9 protein-coding genes are annotated in these 18,133 nt (G+C 56.9%); 3 read left to right on the plus strand and 6 right to left on the minus strand.

Features of this window, described 5'->3' with window-relative positions; all coding sequences use genetic code 11:
• Window positions 1–323: 323 nt before the first annotated feature.
• Window positions 324–1,715, plus strand: coding sequence for a GABA permease (gene gabP, locus D8767_RS04280; protein ID WP_121757804.1), 1,392 nt, complete (start codon window positions 324–326; stop codon window positions 1,713–1,715).
• Window positions 1,716–2,039: 324 nt separating this feature from the next.
• Window positions 2,040–4,433 (plus strand): TonB-dependent siderophore receptor, encoded by a 2,394-nt coding sequence (locus D8767_RS04285; RefSeq protein WP_016712115.1) that lies wholly within the window; start codon window positions 2,040–2,042, stop codon window positions 4,431–4,433.
• Window positions 4,434–4,499: 66 nt separating this feature from the next.
• Here the strand turns inward: D8767_RS04285 and D8767_RS04290 are convergent, their stop codons facing one another.
• Entirely contained in the window at window positions 4,500–5,375 is an 876-nt protein-coding gene (locus D8767_RS04290) for a WYL domain-containing protein (protein ID WP_016712114.1), read from the minus strand.
• A 119-nt stretch (window positions 5,376–5,494) separates the two neighbouring features.
• On the opposite strand from D8767_RS04290, the gene D8767_RS04295 reads away from it, so the two are divergent.
• Window positions 5,495–5,752, plus strand: coding sequence for a hypothetical protein (locus tag D8767_RS04295; RefSeq protein ID WP_016712113.1), 258 nt, complete (start codon window positions 5,495–5,497; stop codon window positions 5,750–5,752).
• Window positions 5,753–6,089: 337 nt separating this feature from the next.
• On the opposite strand, the gene D8767_RS04305 is transcribed toward D8767_RS04295, so the two are convergent.
• The 5 genes from D8767_RS04305 to D8767_RS29020 form a co-directional block, all read right to left on the minus strand.
• Window positions 6,090–7,793 (minus strand): LeoA/HP0731 family dynamin-like GTPase, encoded by a 1,704-nt coding sequence (locus D8767_RS04305; protein ID WP_016712111.1) that lies wholly within the window; start codon window positions 7,791–7,793, stop codon window positions 6,090–6,092.
• Window positions 7,793–11,038 carry a DUF726 domain-containing protein gene (locus D8767_RS04310; protein WP_016712110.1) on the minus strand — a complete coding sequence of 1,082 codons (3,246 nt, stop codon included), beginning with the start codon at window positions 11,036–11,038 and terminating at the stop codon, window positions 7,793–7,795. Before D8767_RS04310 ends, D8767_RS04305 begins: the two co-directional genes overlap by 1 nt.
• A gap of 450 nt (window positions 11,039–11,488) precedes the next feature.
• Window positions 11,489–14,767 (minus strand): DEAD/DEAH box helicase family protein, encoded by a 3,279-nt coding sequence (locus tag D8767_RS04315; RefSeq protein ID WP_016712108.1) that lies wholly within the window; start codon window positions 14,765–14,767, stop codon window positions 11,489–11,491.
• Between the two features lies 1 nt (window position 14,768).
• Complete coding sequence (locus D8767_RS29015; protein WP_208722299.1) at window positions 14,769–16,019, minus strand: hypothetical protein; 1,251 nt, start codon at window positions 16,017–16,019, stop codon at window positions 14,769–14,771.
• Entirely contained in the window at window positions 15,983–18,127 is a 2,145-nt protein-coding gene (locus tag D8767_RS29020) for a DNA methyltransferase (protein ID WP_208722298.1), read from the minus strand. Before D8767_RS29020 ends, D8767_RS29015 begins: the two co-directional genes overlap by 37 nt.
• Between the last annotated feature and the right edge of the window lie 6 nt (window positions 18,128–18,133).

The raw sequence follows: 18,133 nt of genomic DNA on the forward strand, positions 1-18,133 counted from the left end.
GTGGCCAGACCCGTTGGCACATTCAAATGAAAAACAAAAGCTTCAGACGGCCCGATGGCGCGATCGGGCATGCCGTTCGCGACATCTGGCGTTAATGGAATTGCCCTGTCGTGATCGAACAGTTCCGGGGCGTTCTCGTGTAATTTCCCACAGCCTTGCGGGGCTTAAATGAAGCCCGAACCGCAATGACACCTTGCTCTGTGATGCGTGCCAAAGATCAACAACAGCGCGCGAGCAACCTGTCGACTTATTGATTTGAAAGGAGATATTTTCGCCTACGCCTGCCCGTCCATCCTTGTGTCAGCAAAAAGAGAACAACATCAATGAACACCGTGGGATCTGATGGCAACCTTGCACAAGGTTTCAAGCCACGTCATGTAACGATGCTGTCCATCGCCGGCATCATCGGCGCCGGACTTTTCGTAGGCTCTGGCCATGCCATCGCGGCGGCCGGGCCAGCTACCATAATTTCCTATTTCGTGGCCGGGACCCTGGTGGTTCTGGTTATGCGCATGCTCGGCGAAATGGCCGTGGCGCACCCTGACACCGGGTCGTTTTCCACCTATGCCGACCAGGCCATCGGCCGTTGGGCCGGCTACACCATCGGCTGGTTGTACTGGTGGTTCTGGGTGTTGGTGATCCCTATCGAAGCGCTGGCCGCCGGGCATGTGTTGAACGCCTGGTTCCCGCAGGTGGACAGCTGGATCTTCGCCCTGGCCTCGGTACTGCTGCTCGCTGGCACCAACCTGTTCAGCGTGGCCAAGTACGGTGAGTTCGAGTTCTGGTTCGCCATTCTCAAGGTAACGGCGATTCTGGGTTTCATCGGCCTGGGCTTTGCCGCGCTGATGGGCCGGCTGCCTAACCGCGAGGTCAGCGGCCTGAGCAGCCTGATGGCCGAGCACGGCGGCTTTACGCCGAAGGGTTGGTCGGCAGTGGTGGGCGCGTTCATTACCGTGATGTTCAGCTTCATCGGCACCGAGGCGGTGACCATCGCTGCGTCCGAGTCCAGCGACCCGTCGCGCAACATTGCCAAGGCCACCCGCTCGGTGATCTGGCGTATCAGCACCTTCTATATCCTGTCGATCTTCGTGATCATCTCGGTGGTGCCATGGAACGACCCGCAATTGGCCGTGGTGGGCTCGTACCAGCGTGCGCTGGAAATCATGAACATCCCCAATGCGGCGTTCATGGTCGACCTGGTGGTGCTGGTGGCCGTGACCAGCTGCATGAACTCGTCGATCTACATTGCTTCGCGCATGATGTACTCGCTGGCCAAGCGCGGTGACGCCCCGGCCTTCCTCAACAAGACCTCCAAGGTTGGCGTGCCACGGGCTGCAGTGTTTGGCAGCACCCTGATCGGCGCGGCCATCGCCATCCTCAATTACTTCGCGCCGAAGGGCGTGTTCGAGTTCCTGCTGGCCAGCTCTGGCGCCATCGCCCTGCTGGTGTACATGGTCATCGCCATCTCGCAGCTGCGCATGCGCCGCCGCCTGGAGCGGGAGAACACCGAGCTGAAGTTCCGTATGTGGCTGTTCCCGTACATGACCTGGGCGGTGATCATCTTCATCGCCGGGGCACTGGCGGTGATGATGTACACGCCTGAGCACCGGGCGGAAGTGAGTTCGACCTTGGGCCTGGCGATCGTGATTTCCTTCCTGGGGATCGTGACTTCGCGGGGCCATGCGCAACCGGTGGGGGCGCGTTCGATGGGGTGATTGAGTTCACCTGGCAGTAAGGCAATTGCCCTGGCGATAGCGCGTGAGTTCACCGGCTTTTGTCGGTGTTGGCAGGCACAAAAAACCGGATCAATGTCCGGTTTTTTTGTGCCTGCATTTCTGGCTAGGGGTTCATGTTCCAGATGTCGTCTGCGGCTCATTCAATGTCGAAATCCGGCCGCATTTCCGTGCTGCAGTCGGGGTGTAGTGGCGGAGCGTGAACTCCAGTAAAAATAAATGAGGTAATTTCTCATTCTCGTTCGGCTTGTGTAGATAAGGCCGGATTACAGGCCAGTCAGCCGACCCCCGACACGGAGCGAGAGAATGAGTTTTACCCCGGTTTCACAGCGCACCCCATTGAATCGTGCCCTACACGCGGCACTCTTTGGTCTGGTTGTCAGCACTTACGCGCTACCGTCGTTGGCGCAGCCTTCGAGCGCTGAACACAGCAGCCCGCTCAAGCAGTGGAACATTCCCGCCGGCCCGCTGGCACCGGCACTTGACCGCTTTGCGCGGGAGGCGGGGATCAGCCTTTCTTTCGAAGCGCAGAACGTGGCCAACCGCAACACCCAAGGGGTGCAGGGCGCGCTGGATACCCAGTCGGCATTGTCGTCGTTGCTGCAAGGGACCGAGTTGCAGCTTGAACAGCAAGGCCCTGCTGCCTACCTGGTGGTGCCGCAGCCAAAACCTGCCGGCCCGCTGGAGCTGGGTGCGACTGAGGACTATCGCCTTGCGCCCATCATCATCAACTCCAAGGTCAAGGCCAGTGCCGATGACGACATTAACTCGGTGGTTGCCAAGGAACTGTGGGTAGGTGGCAAGGTGGCGACCAGCATCCTCAACACGCCAGCTTCGGTGTCTGTGGTCACCAACAAGGAAATGCAGCAGCGCAGTGTCAGCACCACGGAAGAGGCGCTGCAATACACCCCTGGCGTGGTCAGCGACTTCTACGGCTCGGACGACCGCAACGACTACTTCCAGATTCGCGGCTTTCAGGCCACCACGTACCGTGACGGCCTGACCTTGAGCTCGATGCGGGGTGTGCGCGAAGACCCTTACGCATACGAGCGCATCGAAATTCTGCGAGGCGCCAACTCCACCCTGTTCGGCCCGGCAGACCCGGGTGGCTCGTTGAACTTCGTGACCAAGCAGCCGCGCTTCGAAAAGTTTGGCCAGGGTTACGTGACCTATGGCTCCTATGACCATGCCGAGACCGGCATCGATGTGGGTGACGCCCTGAATGACGAACAGACTTTGGCCGGCCGCTTCACAGCCAAGATGCAGAACAGCGACCGCGAGTACGACCATTCGCAGGACGACAACCGCTTCGTGATGGGTGGGCTGACCTGGGCACCTACCGACTTCACCTCGGCCACGGTGATCCTCGACTACCTGAAGACCAACAGCTCGCCAAACAGCGGTGGCTACCCACTGGACAAGGAATACGACCGCAGCGATTTCTACGGCGAGCCCGGCTACAACTTCCACGATGTCGAGCGCACCAGCCTCAGCGGCAACATCACCCACGACTTCGACAACGGCTTTACGCTGCGCAGTAACCTGCGCTACAGCGAGTTGAGCGATGACTTTGGCTATGTCTACCTGAGCGACAGCGCTTCGCGGGTGGGTACCACCATACCGCGCTATGTATTCGGGACTGACAGCGATGCCGACCAGCTCAACGGTAACCTGATGCTGCAATACGATGCCCAGTTCGAGCACATCGACAGCAGCACCCTGGTGGGTGTGGAATACCTCGACTCGACCACCAAACAGAGCTCCGTCTACAGCCTGGCCCCCTCCATCGATATCGCCAACCCGGTATTCACCGGCGTGCCGGGCGGTGTTACGCCCTATACCCGCAAGAAAAACGACGCCACCACCAAGGCCGTGTTCCTGCAGCAGAACCTGTCCTTCTACGACCGCCTGATCGCAACAGCGGGTGTGCGTAATGACTCCATGGACCTGTCCAGCACGGAGTACGTTGGCGGGGTGAACAAGCAAAGCGACAACTTCTCTGAAACGTCCTACCGTGGCGCGCTGACGTACATCGTCAACGATGAAGTTTCCACTTACGTGAGCATGGTGGAGTCGGTTTCGCCTCCGCAGGTTGGCGTAACGCCGCAGACCGGCAGGCAGTACGAAGTGGGCGTGAAGTACTCGCCACTGGGCATGGATGCGTTGTTCTCTGCTGCCGTTTATGACCTGACCCAGGAAAACGTCACTATCGCCGTCGTGCTGCCGAGCGGCATCATCGAGCAGCAGACGGTGGGTGAGTCACGGGCACGTGGCCTGGACCTGGAAGCCAAGGCGCAAGTCACGCAAAACCTCAGCCTGATCGGTGCCTATTCCTACATGGAAACGGAGGTGCTGCGCGGCGCGCTGTATGACGGCACTTCGCTCAAGGGCAAGGAATTCACCGTGGCGCCGAAGCATACGGCCTCGCTGTGGAGCTACTACGACATTGCCAACACGGATGTGAGCGTTGGTCTGGGGGCTCGGTACGTAGGTGGCTATTACATGGATGCTGCCAACACCAAGAAAAGCGACGGCACCACACTGTTTGACGCGGCGCTGAACTACAAGATTGCCAAGGGGACAGACCTTGCGCTGAATGTGAGCAACCTGTTTGACGAGCAGCATGTGGTGGGGGCGGGGACGGCTAACTACTACAACCCGGGGCGGGAGGTTACGGCCAAGTTGAGTTATAGCTGGTAAGGCGAGGGGCAATGCTGTAGCGCCCGCAGCGTGGCGGGCATTGCCCCTGCTCCCGACATCCGGGCGCTAGTACTTCATCAACCACGGGTCCAGCGCCTGGAGGTTGCTGACCACCAGTTGCTGGGCCTCGGGCAGTATCGCCATGTTGCGGTGGTCGATCTGATACCGCTGCAACACATACTTCACCAATGCCCTGCGGCTGGGCACCACCAGTTGCCCATTCGTCATGCCGTAGTCGGTTTCGATGATTGCCTTCTGCGCCGCGTTCAAGCGCCAATCAGGCTCGAAGATGATCGGCACTTCGACATTCCAGTCTTCATCCTGCTCGCGTGTGTTCGGCGAGGCGTCGAGCAAGTCCGGCTGCCCGCGCAGGCGGCTGAGGACGAAGTCGCGATACTGGCCATTCTTTTCACAGTAGGCCCGTACGTGCCAGCGCATGCCGGTGTACACCAGCGTGTGCGGGGCGATCAGGCGCACCTCGACGTTGGGGGTGTTGAAGGACACGTATTCGGTTTCCAGCCGCCGGCCTTCACGGCAGGCCTTGAGCAAGGGGCGCAGCACCTCGGGCCGAATGGGGCGATCAGGCACTTCCAGCACCCGGGTATGCGCATAAGCCAGCGCCAGCCCGTCGATGTGCGGGGCGCGTTCATTGTTCTGATACAGCAGGTGCAGATAGGCGCTGGCGCTGTTGTCGATGAACAGCGGCTCGAACTGTTCGCTCGGCACATAGCCCTTGATCTGCTTGTCATACGTCAAGTTTTCGGGCGCATGCTCGGTGATGTAGGTATTGATGTCCTTCGACGCTTGCTGGCGGCTGATGCCAAAGCTCTGCATCAGGTGGCCCGTGGTCAGCCGGCCTTCCCACCAGGCAACGGTTTCGATCAGGCGATAGCGAAGTGCCAGGTCCCAGCGTACCTGCTCGATGGATTGCCTGCGTTTCATACCCTCTCCATGTGCGCGATTACTTTACCTGTATAAGTCTACATTCTAGACGTGTAATTATGCATTACATATCTTTGCCTCGTCTTCGGAATACATCGGGGGCTGCAAAGGATATGAGCATGACAATGCCGGAAGTGGTTGCGACGGGGGCCCTGGTGGCGATGGGGATCATTCTGTTGGTGCTGATTCAGCAGGGGTTGAGGCTGGGTGAGCTTGGGAAGAAGGTGGAGCACTGCCAGAAGGATTTGCGCTGGTTGCAGATTTGGGAGATGGAGAACCGGGAGCTGAGGGCGGCGGTGCGGGCGGAGCGGGAGCATGTGGGGCAGTTGCGGCGCAAGGTGGAGTTGTTGCAGGGGATGATGCCGGTTGGGCAGTGATGCTTGGTAACGTTCTACAGGAGTAGGCATTCATGCCCATAAAGCCAAAGCCCTTCACGCTGGTGTGTGAGGACTGCAACTGGAAGAAGACTATCGCCCCGCGTAGCGATGCATTGAGGCCGAGTGAATGGTTTATGGTGTGCCCGCGGTGTGGTAGCACCGATTTGAAGATGCGAGCGGCGGGGTGGCTGGAGGCTGCTGTAGCGGAGTTTTTGGCGCGGCGAGGGGCTAGCTGAACAGCGGGCAAGGAAGACGTTGTGAACGGCGATGTGCGTCCGCTTGGTGACTAGCCGTGCTTGTAGTGTGCCCGCTGCATGCAGCGGGCACCTGAGGCGGGTTAGCTCAACCTTTTGAATTCGGCGTCGATGGCTTCTGCCTCATTGCGCCATGCCAGGAACCGCTGCTGACGGACACGGCTTTCATCTACGTTGGCCTGAAGTTCCTGGCGGCGTGAATTGAGCTGCAGGTAGTCGGGGAAGAACTTTTCTTTGAAGCTTTCGGAGTTCACCAGGTCAAGGAAGTCCTGACGCTGTTGTTCGAAGTTGCTGACGATGTCCGCAACAGACTTCTTGAATGCCTCTTCGCGCTTGTATTGCTCCCAGCTATCCCAGGCTTCGAGCGCTACGCCTATGAAGGCCAGGGCCCCGTTGGCACCTTTGGCGAATTTCACAGCACCCCATGGCTTGAACTTCAGGTATTTGCCGATATCCATGCCTACCGTCTTGGCGATTGTCGTGATGCCATCGCGCGCGGCCAATACCGTGGTGTTGCTGATCAGGTTGCCTTTGAGCACATGGTTGATGCCTTGTTTGCCCAGCGCCTTGACCGTGGTATTGAAGTGGTTGACCTCGCTGTCGAAGCCAACTTGCATCTTTTCAACTTCGAGTGTGATCGACTGGGTCTGGCGGCTGAATTCGTTTTGCAGGCGGGTCGACACGATGATGCCTTCAGCACCGATCTCACGCTCGAAAAAGTCGCCGAAGGTTTCCAGGCTGGAACCTTTGGCTTGAAGGATCAAGTCAGAGAAGTAGCGCGTGGCGAAGTTGCGCAGGCTGATGCGCGCCTCTTCGATCTGCTGCCCGGTCACGGCCAGTTGATTGACCAGGCGCGTGTTGAGTTCGTCAAGCCGGCCAACTTCCTGGGCAACCTTCTCGTCGTTCTCGATGGCAACAGGCAGTTGGTTGTTGAGCACGTCTCGGATTACGCTGGCGCGCATCTCGTTGGCCAGTGCGGCGCTGCCACCGTTCTGCTGGATCTTGCCAGTGGTGGCCGTCTGCAAGGTAGCGATATGCGACAGCTCCTTGAACTGCTCAAGGTTGGCCAGCCAGTGCTCCACGCCCATGTCGAAGGGGTTCGCGGCGACTGCGACGATGGACAGTTCGGCTGCTTCCTGATCGGTCAGTCCGATCTGTTCGCGAAGGCGACCTGCCACGTTGTTGCGTTTTACCTGCAGGTTGGACTGGTAGTCCTGCTCGTCCTCTACATCGGCAACTTCATCGAAACGACTGAGGACGAAAACGGTACGGGGCAGAAGGTCCAAGGTGCGGAACAACCAGGTCAGGTCATCCTTGTGGCTTTCCTTGATGGGGTTGGTCGAGTTCATCACGTAAAGCACCAGGTGCGATTCGCTCACGTACTTTTTGGTGATGTCTTTGTACTTTTCAACGGTGTGCGTTTCGGCATTCTCCTGTTGTTTGAAACCAAACAGTCCGGGGGTGTCGATCAGCACGAAGTCTTCGCCGACCTCGTAGACTTTCACCTCATTGGAAGACTCCTGGTGGCTGATCTTCATGCTCGACCTGTCCAGTTTTTCCATCCAGGCCGCCGCAATGGAGGTCTTGCCTTCCGAGAAGCCGCCAATCAGCGCGACCTTGAGTTTCTCACCGGACATGCTGTTGATGACATTCTGCAGCTTGCCGATCAACGCAGGGTCAATCGGTATACCCGCCTGTGCGCCCTGTGCGAGAAAATCTTGCAGCCTGTCGAGCAGCGTCAGCGCACTTGTCTGTTGGGCCTTGAATGTCTTGAGGGTGTTTTCCATTACAGATTTCCTGCGATTTCAATTTGGCGAGAGAGGATTTTCAGGCGGTTGGTCGAGCGAGACAGTGTGTTCACCTGGTTGGCAGCCTGTTTGGCGGGTGCTTCCAGCGCAAGGTCGAGTTGCTTGATCGTGCTTTGCATATCCTCCAGGGCGCTATTTAGGCTCTCGCGTAACGTCTCGCTCAGTTGCTCGGTGGCGCTGCGCAGGTTTTTATCAGTGGCCTGGCGCTGCTGGGACTTCTTGTAGTCCTTGTCGATTGCGCTCCAAAGCGCTTTGCCGACCGCGATCAGGAAGGTAAGTGCTGCCCCACCAGCGACCCACAGGCTGGCACCGGCAGTGAACGGTGCTGCTGCGATCCCCACAAGGCTGGCCAGCAATCCCATGACCTTGATGCCGTTATCGATTTTTATGTTGAGGTTGAAATGCTCGTTGAAGCGCAAGCTACCGAGCTTTGCGTAGCTTGTGGTCAGCTCCTGAGCATGTTTTTCGAAGCGCTTGAGAATATCTTCGGCCGCCTTTTGGAACTTGCCAACCTCAGCGTTCACGGCGTCGGGCAGTTTTTCGCTCAGCTGATGCTTCTGGTCTTCGAGTGCTTCGGTCAGGGCGCTTTTGAAAGTGTCGTTGCTGATATTTTCTTCGATCTGCGCATACACACTGTTACGCACGTTGCTGGCGAACTTGTCGATCAAGGTTTCGCCACTGGATTCCAAGCGTTTTTTCAGCGCTTGGAAGCTACTGCTCAGCTGGCTTTTGGCACTTTGCTCTTCTTGAGAGAGCTTTCTCGACAGCGCGCCCAAGGTTTGCTGCACGCCTGAAAGCGTCGTGGTGGTCTGGTTAAGCACATCATTGGCTTTGTTGAAGTTGGCCCGGACGATCTTGGCTTTGCCGTTATGGATTAACCGGTCGCCGAGCAGTTGCAGGAAGGCGCGCAGCCGTGACTTTTCCAGCAACTCGTCAGCGCCGAAGTCTTCAAGCGCTTTGCTGCGCCGTTTGGCATTCTGTGACCCCGGCGCGAGGTGATCGGTTGAAGCGAGAAATGCTGGCAGCGCGCTTAGCGGGAACACCTCCTGATAGTGTTTGCCAAGCTGTTCGCCCATCTTCTCGTCAAGCCCGGCAAGGCTGATGCGTTCATCGTCGGAGATCAACGGTCGGTTACCCAGGGAGTGCTTGGGGCTGGTGATTTTCTTGTTGAAAATGGTCCAGACCTCGGTTTGCGCCCCCAGGTGATGCTTGATTTTCTCCAGTGTGCCTTGATGCTGCCCATCGCCTGTTTGAGGGGGGGCGGGCTGGTTGGTGACATAGAAAACGGCGTGAGCGGTTTGCACGGCGCGTTCAATCTGGTCGAGTACCAAGCCTTCCTTACCCTCGATACCCGGTACGTCCAGCAACGCGAATGGCTGGCCGTCCAGCTCGAACTCATAGCGCTGTGTCGTTCGGGTGTAGTCGGCTTGGCCGTCACCGATGATTTCACCATCGGCATGGAGCTGCAGTTGCGCCACCAGGTCCGCTAATTGGCTTTCATTTTCAAGGCGCTGTTGTACGAGCGCCTGCTGTTGCTGCGTTGCCTGCGTCTGTTGAGTGGCAAGCGCCGCACAGGCTTGGTCACGTGCTGTCGTTACCTCTACCAACTGCCGTTCCAGCGTAAGGCGCTCATGGCTTGTCTTCTGCTGTTCGGCGTTAAAGGTCGCGGCAGCACTATCGCGTGCTTGGGTGGTTTCGGTCAGCGACGCGGTGGCTGCATTCAGCTCGAGCTCTTCCGGCATTTTTCTGAACATGCCCAAGAGCGTTTGCCAGAGCGAGGCGGTACTTTTGCGTGTGGCGAGCAGCGTATGCAGTCGGGTTACGGCCGTTAAGGCGTCCTTGTGCGCTTGCTCGTGTTGTTCAAGTGCAGCGCCAAGCCGTTGAGTCAGCTCGTTGGCTTGTGCATTGGCTTGGTCGAGGGCGCTTTGGGCCTCGCTGAACGGCAGTTCGAACTGCTGCATCGTGGCGTTCAGCTGTTGCGTCAGCTCACCAAGGCGCGCTTCGGCTTGCTCGATATCCTGTTGCAGCCGCTTCAGGTTTTCTTCCGTGACTCCATATTGCTCGCGTAGCTTGCGGAATGCCTGCTGGCTGGTCCGCTTGCCAGGCTCCTGGAGCAGGATGCGCAAGGTCTCGATAAGGGTGGATTTGCCCGCGCCGGTTTCGCCGTAGAAGGCGATGGTGAACGTGTTCCACTCTGCGTTCTTTTCCAGCTCGGCGAGTCGTTCATACAGCGCGGTGCGATGCTGGCCAAGACGTTGGAGCGCCTCTTCGCGTGCCTGGTTCAAGGCTTCGTCGTCCGAGGCATTTTTCAGCTCAGCGATGATGAGTGACAGTTCATCGTTGATTTGCTGGTAAACGTCACGTGGGCTGTTCAGTTCAAGTTTCATCGTGTTTGCTTTGGCGGGTTGTGTAGGCACGCGGGTTGGCTTATTGGCGTGAGCGGATGGTTGAGCGGGCGCCGGTGAAGGTGGCCGGCCTGCTTTGAAGCGCGCTTTGCTCAACACCTCGGGCAGCCGCTCCCAGTAATCGGTGTGGCCGAAGTCGTCCATCTCGATGCTTTCGAAGTGCTCGACCTCGTTACGCCCCAAGCAGGTTTCACCCACGTTCAGCAGCAGGGTCTTGTCTGCCTTCGAATAGGCATTGATCAATCGGCCCTGGAGCAGGCCACGCATCTTGCGTGCTTCGATGGCCGTGACCTCGACGGCAGCTGCCATCAGCAACACATCGTTGATGGCCAACTGCTGCCGGTTGGAGAAATTCTTCAGGGTACTGATGACCAGCCGGCCACCGAGCGAGTGGCCGATCAGGTTGATGGTCTTGATGTGGGGATGGTGGCTGTTCAGGTACTCCTGGAGCTGGTCCAGCAACGCCGCGCCCATGCTTTCCGCGCGTGCGCGGGCCTGGGTGAAGTTGCCCATCCGGTCCTTGGCGAGCGTTCCCACAAGACCGAGAGAGCCCATGGCGCCGCCGGTGAAAGCCGCGCCGGCGTTCAGGCCCGCTGCTGCAAGCTTCCAGGCTGAGGATTTGTCGAACCGGAAAATATGATTCGAGGGCCAGAACGCGAAGATGTTGGTGTAGTGCGTTAGCTGCTCGGGAATTCTGTCGAGCAGGAGCTGCTTGTCTTCATCGGTATGCCCGGCGCTGTAGCCGTGGATGAAGATGTTGGCTTCTGTGGTGCTGGAGCCGGCAGAGCGTGCGCTTTGGAAGTGGAAAGGCTGGGGCATGGATGCTACTCCTTATCCACGGTCATGCGGCTTTGCGAGTAGCGCCTGTGGGAGAAGTGGTGCGCGTGCTTTAAGGACAGGTGCCTGAGGAGGGAGTACCTGGGGGTGGGCATCGCTACGTCCTTGTCTTTTTGAACGGGGTGGCGATTGTTGACGCCATTTATGTGGCGAATTTACCTTGTTTTGATGGCGGTTTGCCATGGTTGTGGGGGTGTAAGGCTGGGGCAGGGGGAATGCAGAGGGGAAGTGATGCTGTTGCGTGGGCTTCACGTTGATGGCGGCCAGAATGGTTGGGGGGGGGGACGCCCAGTAAGTGCCGAAGGGATTTGAGCCCACGGATATGCTTTTCCCGATCAAGTCAGCACAGGTCAGACGACCCGTTCCGACTTGATCGGAAAATCCCTCGGCGCGGGGTAAACCGCTCGAAGTCATCTTGGGTTTTGTAGGTGATTACAGTAGAACGATCTCCATCACCTTGCCGATGTAGTCCGGTTCTCCGATAAAGAAAACATGCAGCGCATTCAGATCTGGCGTGGGCAGACCTTGCTGGCTCCACAGGTGCTGGATGCGCATGCGATTCGTACTCGGTGAAAGGATGACCGATTCCAGCGTGACCCCAGGGTCATTCAGGCGCGCCTGCAAATCCTTGATGTTTTGCGAGAGCTGAATCTTGTCGCTACCGGGGCCTTCGTGTTCCAGTCCGTGCGGGTCGATAAAGCAGATGCGCTGACTGCCATCCGACTTCAGGCACCAGAGGATGAAGTCTGGGTAGAAATTGCCAGCCTCAAAGAAACCGACGCCCTGCTTGGCCAGGTTGCGCAGCAGGAAGATGCGCTCTCCACGTTCAGCAAGATTCGTTTCGTTGGCCAGCAGCCAGAGGCGCAAGTCTTCGACGAATTGAAACTCGGACTTGTTGAGACCGACGGGCTGGATCTTCACCTTCTCGCTGGAAAGCAGCGGCTCATAGAGGTGAGCGTCTAGCCTTAGGCCTTGGACGTGGCCGTGATCACGCCAGCCAACCTGAGCGAGCTCAGCCTTCAGCGCTTTGATGTCGTCGATCAGGTATTGCTCGGTAGCCTCGACGATTAACTGGTAGTTGATGTCGTCACTCGGCAGGTTTTCGTTCTCGCGGGTGAGCAGAACCAGTTCCATGCGCGGATCGAGGTATTTGCGCTTTTGGTGATTGAAGCAGCGCTCCAGAGCACCGCAGAGCAGTTCGAAGGCTATCGATTGCCAGTGACGCAGATTGGCCATCGAAGGTGCCCACCAGTGCGCGGGCACCATGACGCGATACCAGTCTGGAGTCTCCAGCAGTGGACGTAGCGCTTCTTCTTTTACGATGACGTTATCCAGGTGTCGCTGGCGACGGAAGCGCTCCAGATCGAACCATAACTTGTCCCAGTCGAGCATCGACAGGCGCAAGGCATCGAAGTGACGTGGTGGGTTATCGGCTGCCTCAGGAGCCTGGCCCATAACCTCTTTGGCCTGGATCATTTGCAGTCGTGGGAAGCGATCAACCACCAATGGCATTCCCCCCTTGGTCAAACCGGGCGGGAGGGCTCTGATACTGAGGTCCACGATGGGTCCGTGTTTGCGGAAGTCGTACTGCTCCTGGGTGTCTTTGCGGAATTTGGAGCGGAGGATCTTCAGCTTCTGGCCAAAGTCGTGGGTGACGTTGAGGGTGATTTCCTCAACATGTGGCGCATCGTTCGGCGGTAGGCCTTCGCTTTCTAGAAAATCGCGGAAAGTCGCCATAAAGTCAGCCTGCACACCGAACACGTTCAGCGTCTCCAGGAAGTGAATATCCCGCGGTGGATTCACAGGTTGATAGCGGCTTGTACGCATGAGGCTTATATCTTTACCTTTCAGGCGCACGCCGCGCCCGAAAAGCTGAATGATCTGTGCGCCCTCGCTCTGTCCCATGCGCATCAGGCCCAAGCTGGATACCCGCCAACAGTCCCAGCCCTCGATGAATTTCTTTGAGCCGATCAGCATGTGAATGGGAGAGGTCGGTTTATGCACATCACCAAATACCGGCTCGCCAAACTCGCTAGGGCGTACCTCTGCAAGGGAGTGCTTGGCTTCCAGCTCATCCTGCACATGCTTGGCTAGCGCCGCTGCATCGCCGACGTTGATGACGCCGAAGGGTTCGTCGGATTCGCCAACCTTCAGCAGCAACTCGCCGCTGTCACCTTTCACGCGCTCAACCACCAAATGACCGCCGCCAGGGGCATGGAACAGACGCTGGCAGATGTCGGAATAGAACTGCGCTGCGCTTTGCTTCAGCCCCTTCAGGTAGGGGAAGGACTGCACGAAGATATCGTGGCCTTGTGCATCGACCAAGCCGGTGTGCTGGCTATTGCCGGTGAGCACGCCATGGATGAGCGTGGTAAAGGCTTCGCGGTGTATAAGAAAGCGTGCAATGAAGTCGAGAATCTGAGCCACATCAGATGGCGATACGCTTTCCTCATCGACCTTGCGGCTGGTTACGCTGGCACCGACAAAGACCCACAACGGTTTATCCAGGTTGTATCCGGCGAAGCGATTACCCGCCTCGGTGAACATGCGTAGTTGCTGATAAAACCCCAGCAGGGCAGCGGTCAGGTAGGTGTCCTTGTGGGCCACCTCATCCCGAGGCAGGTTGAAGATGCGGTAGTCCTTGCCATAGCCATCGGCATAAAAATAGCGGTAGCTGTAATCGAACAGCACGGCCTTGGCATAGCTCTCGGCCAGCACGCGGTCGTTTGCTGCTTTGACGGCCTGTTTGAAGGTGGCGGAGTACTCGAAGGTGAAGCCTTTGGCTGCCAGCTTGTCACGCTTGTTTTTCCAGTCACGGCCGCTCATGCCTCGGTGGCCTTCGTCGACTAGCAGCAGGTTGCCATCGCCAAAGCTGTCGACAGCCATTTGCTTGACCTTCTGTTCGTCCGCCAGCTTGGTGATTTCGGTTAGCAATGGCACATCAAGGGCATTTTGACCGCGAGAGATCAGGTCGCTTTCCTGGCGCAGTGGTTCTGGGTAGAAGCCGTTTTCGCGCAGCTCTCGCTCGTGCTGTTCAGACAAACGTTCGTTCGGCGACAGCACGATGACCCGGCTGAATGCATCGGCCTGCCCGGTTGCGCGCGCGTGCTGGGCAAATTGCAGCAAATTCATATGCATAAGCAACGTTTTGCCGCTGCCTGTAGCGTTTTGCAGGCAGATCTTGTTGAGGTCTTCAACAGCGTAAGGGCCTATGCCGGTTTCGCGACCTTGGCCTTGATGGTGCTGGTTGAAGCGCTCGATGGATTCATTGAGCGCCGCACACAGCCCCTGACGGTCGTTGAAGTAGCGGTCCAGGTAGACTTCAACGAACAGCAGTGTCAGCCACTGAAAGTACTTCCAGGTGATTTCTGTCTTGTGCTTGCGCCGGGCATTGATGGTGCGTGTATACGTGACAAGGTTGGCGTCGTAACGCTCCAGTTCAACCGGGGTCAATGTCGCATTGGTTGGCAAGTGCGAGATCAGCTTGGCCAGAAAGCGGTGCTTGCCGTCCGGTCCGATGCCTGGCTCGGCGTCGCGCAGAGATTTTGCGATGATCTCCAGCGGCCGCACCTGGCGGCCCCCATCTTTATGAGTAACCAGCGGATCGATGCCAAACAGGCCAATGATGTATTGATTGAGTACCAACGCATCCTGAAAGTGACTGGCTACCAGCGGTGGCTGGACTTTGCTTTTACGCGGGGCGCGAGCCATCTTAAGCGTCCTCCCACATACGCTGGGCGAAGGTCTCTTCGATCAGACGCACGCGTTTGGCAGCATCGCCATCGCTGGGCAGGGCATGGTTACCGTTGATGTAGATGAACGCATACTCGCTTTCACGCGGGTTAATGCCGCGCTTGTTCAACCAGGCCTCGAGGGCGGCCTGATCGCGACCGGAATCGCCGGTCAGCTTGCGCCAGATCACCAGTACACGTTCGCGTGAAAGATCGTCCCCAGGTACGCTGAGGATGTGACCTTCCACGGCACGGAACCAGAACTCGCCATCGTCACGCTCCTTGATGGCGGTGGAGAGCCAGCGCGTGTCTTGGTCTTTGGGTAGTTCTGGGTCGGCCTCACGTACCAGCTCAATGGCATAGCGACGCGGCTGGTCGAGGTGAGCGACATGCAGTCCGATCAGCCAGTTGAAGGTTTCCATCAGATCGATGGTCTTCTCCACTTGGGCATCGCTGCCAGGCTGCTTGACCTTGAGTTTGTAGGAGGTGGGGTCAGTGAATTCTCGAACATTGAGTAGGCTCGGACTGCCTGCGGTTTCGAACTCAAGCCAGTATTTCAGGAGGTAGTCCCGATTCATCTCAACGGACTCTGAAGTGCTGGTGTTCAGATGAGGTGTTTCGGGTAGTTGCAGATTATTCAAGGTGTCTTCGAAAGATTCCAGTCGAATATATTTCAGGCAATGGCTAATGCCTTCCCGAGATACGGGTTTTCCTTCGCTCCAGTCTTTGGAATAGGCCGCTTTTTGAATGCGAGGCTTAAGAACTGTATCGAAATGAGCACCCATTTCAACTAAGACGTATTTTCGGCTTCCGCGATCTTCTCTATTGAGGTTTATTACGGCATGTCCAGTTGTTCCTGAACCGCCAAAATAATCAAGCGCATATTGTGATCCTCCTAGTCCTGAAACACGGAGGCAGTCTTCTACTGCATAGATTGACTTTGGGTAGGTAAATGGACTTACGCCAGTAAAGAAGTGTTTTAATACACCTGTGCCATGCTCAGTTGCCGAGTACTTAGCATCAGTCCAGTTGGTCGGAGGAAGTACACCATCTGAGCCTGGGCGAAATTTATAGTAGACAATGATACTGCCATCATTGTTAGTTTTTGCTTTGTAGTTTTCGGGTGCGCCCTCTACGTTGCTGGGCTTTCCTCTCCAAGTTCTTTCACTGCCGGAGTCGTCAAGCGGGTAGACAACTACTTCGCCTTGTTTTGGGGGTCTATATCTACCCATGCTCTTTTGTCTTCGTTCCAGCTCATCTTGGGCGCACGTATAGACTCACCCAGTACGTATAGTGGATAGAAGAGTGATGGACGATCCTTTCGCTCTGAGTTTGAGCCTCTTTTCCTAAAGAGTTCCCACATAAAATTACCACTTTCATCTTCCTGTTTGTAGCGTGCGGATTGTTTCTCGCTACGTGGAAGTTTTTCTAGTTCGCCCGCTGAGGTATTTCTGGCGAAAATGGCATATTCATGTGCTTGCGCTAGACCGCTTGGCACTGGGCGGCCAGACGGGTTGATGCGAACCGCAATGGTACCAAGCAGATTATCTTGTCCAAACTGCTGTTCAATGAGATAGCTAAGCTCACGTTGTTGGTAATCATCAATTGTGGCACATAAAACACCGTCGACGCTCATCAGGGGCGGAGTAATCGCAAGCCGGTCTGCCATAAGTGAGCACCAAGATGAACTGCGGTAACCATTCTTGTATGCAATAGGCCCAGCGTCTGTATTGTAGGGTGGGTCGATATATACGGATTTTATCTGCTTGTTTAAGCGGGTTTGTGCAAGGCTCAATGCTTGGAAGTTGTCGCCGTTTAACAGAATGCCGCTACAGTTTTCATCAAGGTCAACCAAGCTCGCAAGCAGCTTCTCTTTTGTATCCTCGTGTAGAAAACGAGTGTCCAGGGTCAGGAACGGGTTGGCACGCAAAAAATCTACAGTTAGAGGCGTGCTGTAACCTGGCTGTGCCATATCTGCCTTGATACCATCAATGGCAAATAATTTTACCCACTCTTCCCGCTGCTGCTCATTAGCTGCAATTTCTGGATAGAAGCTTTCGGGGATCCGATCCAGGGTGATGCAATATTGAGTCTCGACAACAAATTTTTTCTTGAGCCATAGCTTTTTCTGAAAGTCTTCAAGCTGGGCGAGAAAATCGATAATACGCCGTGCAATTTTGCGCAAAACGCGCAGTTTTTTCAGGTATTCATCCACGCGGGGGGCATCGGCTGCTTCAATATCGTCGAGGCGGATGATCTCGTTCTTGATATAAAAGTCCAGCTCGCGCCGAAGGAAACCTCCGAGGTTCTTATGGATGAAGTAGTCCATGGTATTGCGCGCCGTGAACTGCCCCAGGTATTTGCCCAGCAGTGTACGGTTCGGCTGCTTGTCAGTGGGAGCTGGAGCAAACAGCGGCTGCTCGAAGGCGCGCAGCTCTGGGTGAGGGAATACCAGGTTAGCCAGTTGCTCGGCTACAACTTGTTCGGCCTCCACCAGACGCTTCTGCTGCCAGGTACCGGCTTGGCCAGTCTTCATGCTATCGGGGCGATAATCGAACTGGACGATGAGTTCTGGTAGCCCTTTATCGTTGGTCTCCAGCTTCAGCGGTTGTGCCGCGTGGATAATGAAGAAGCGCTCTTGGCCTTCCTTGACGTTGTTGTGTTCGCCTTCTGCTGCTGCGGCCAGGCGGAAATGTACCTTCAGCGGCTCTTTGGCCGCTGGCTGGAAATCAAATCCGCTTTGCGGGCCCTGCTCCTTGGCCTGGGCTGCGGTGAGGTCGAAGGTGAAGTTGCTGAGGGCTTCACTGGACTTGATGTAGTACTGGTCCTTGTTGGCCCAGTGCAACATGACTTCCCGACCATCGTAGGGCACGGCATAGGGCGCTGCGCGGCTGTCGTTTTCGGCTACGAAGTAGCGCTTCGACATGAAGTCGCCTTTGTCATAGTAGCGGCTGAAGAAGCGGTAAAGGTGTTCGTACACCTGGGCATCGTCAGCCAGTACACCGCCGCCATCCCGGGCGTGCTGCTGGGCCAGCTCGAACTCCTTGCCAACCTTGGTGCCGCGATATTCAGGTTTCAGTTCACCCGTGGGCAGGAAGGCGTCCTCCCCGAGGGTCTCGGCGACTTTTACGCGGGCGGCTTCTAACGCGTCATGAGCGTTGCTTTGCGATTGGCCGGCAAAGTGGGCATCGATCTCGCTACCCAGCTCGGTATCGATAAAGGTTTTGATCTGTGCACTACGGGCGTGAAGGATGCGATACAGGCCGAAGTCGAGCTCAGGCTGGTTTAGCTGGAAGAGCTCGCCCAGCAGGGCGATAAATTGGTCTTTTTGCTTGCTCATAGGTAC

Origin of the sequence: Pseudomonas sp. LTGT-11-2Z (assembly GCF_003691445.1) — a bacterium.
In the GTDB taxonomy this organism is placed as follows: Bacteria; Pseudomonadota; Gammaproteobacteria; order Pseudomonadales; family Pseudomonadaceae; genus Aquipseudomonas; species Aquipseudomonas monteilii.

Excerpts from the sequence above, each read along its gene's own strand:
- D8767_RS29020 (WP_208722298.1), bottom strand. The coding sequence starts at position 18,127 with ATGAGCAAGCAAAAAGACCAATTTATCGCCCTGCTGGGCGAGCTCTTC.
- D8767_RS29015 (WP_208722299.1), bottom strand. The coding sequence starts at position 16,019 with ATGGGTAGATATAGACCCCCAAAACAAGGCGAAGTAGTTGTCTACCCG.
- D8767_RS04295 (WP_016712113.1), top strand. The coding sequence starts at position 5,495 with ATGACAATGCCGGAAGTGGTTGCGACGGGGGCCCTGGTGGCGATGGGG.
- D8767_RS04310 (WP_016712110.1), bottom strand. The coding sequence starts at position 11,038 with ATGCCCCAGCCTTTCCACTTCCAAAGCGCACGCTCTGCCGGCTCCAGC.
- D8767_RS04315 (WP_016712108.1), bottom strand. The coding sequence starts at position 14,767 with ATGGCTCGCGCCCCGCGTAAAAGCAAAGTCCAGCCACCGCTGGTAGCC.
- D8767_RS04290 (WP_016712114.1), bottom strand. The coding sequence starts at position 5,375 with ATGAAACGCAGGCAATCCATCGAGCAGGTACGCTGGGACCTGGCACTT.
- gabP (WP_121757804.1), top strand. The coding sequence starts at position 324 with ATGAACACCGTGGGATCTGATGGCAACCTTGCACAAGGTTTCAAGCCA.
- D8767_RS04285 (WP_016712115.1), top strand. The coding sequence starts at position 2,040 with ATGAGTTTTACCCCGGTTTCACAGCGCACCCCATTGAATCGTGCCCTA.
- D8767_RS04305 (WP_016712111.1), bottom strand. The coding sequence starts at position 7,793 with ATGGAAAACACCCTCAAGACATTCAAGGCCCAACAGACAAGTGCGCTG.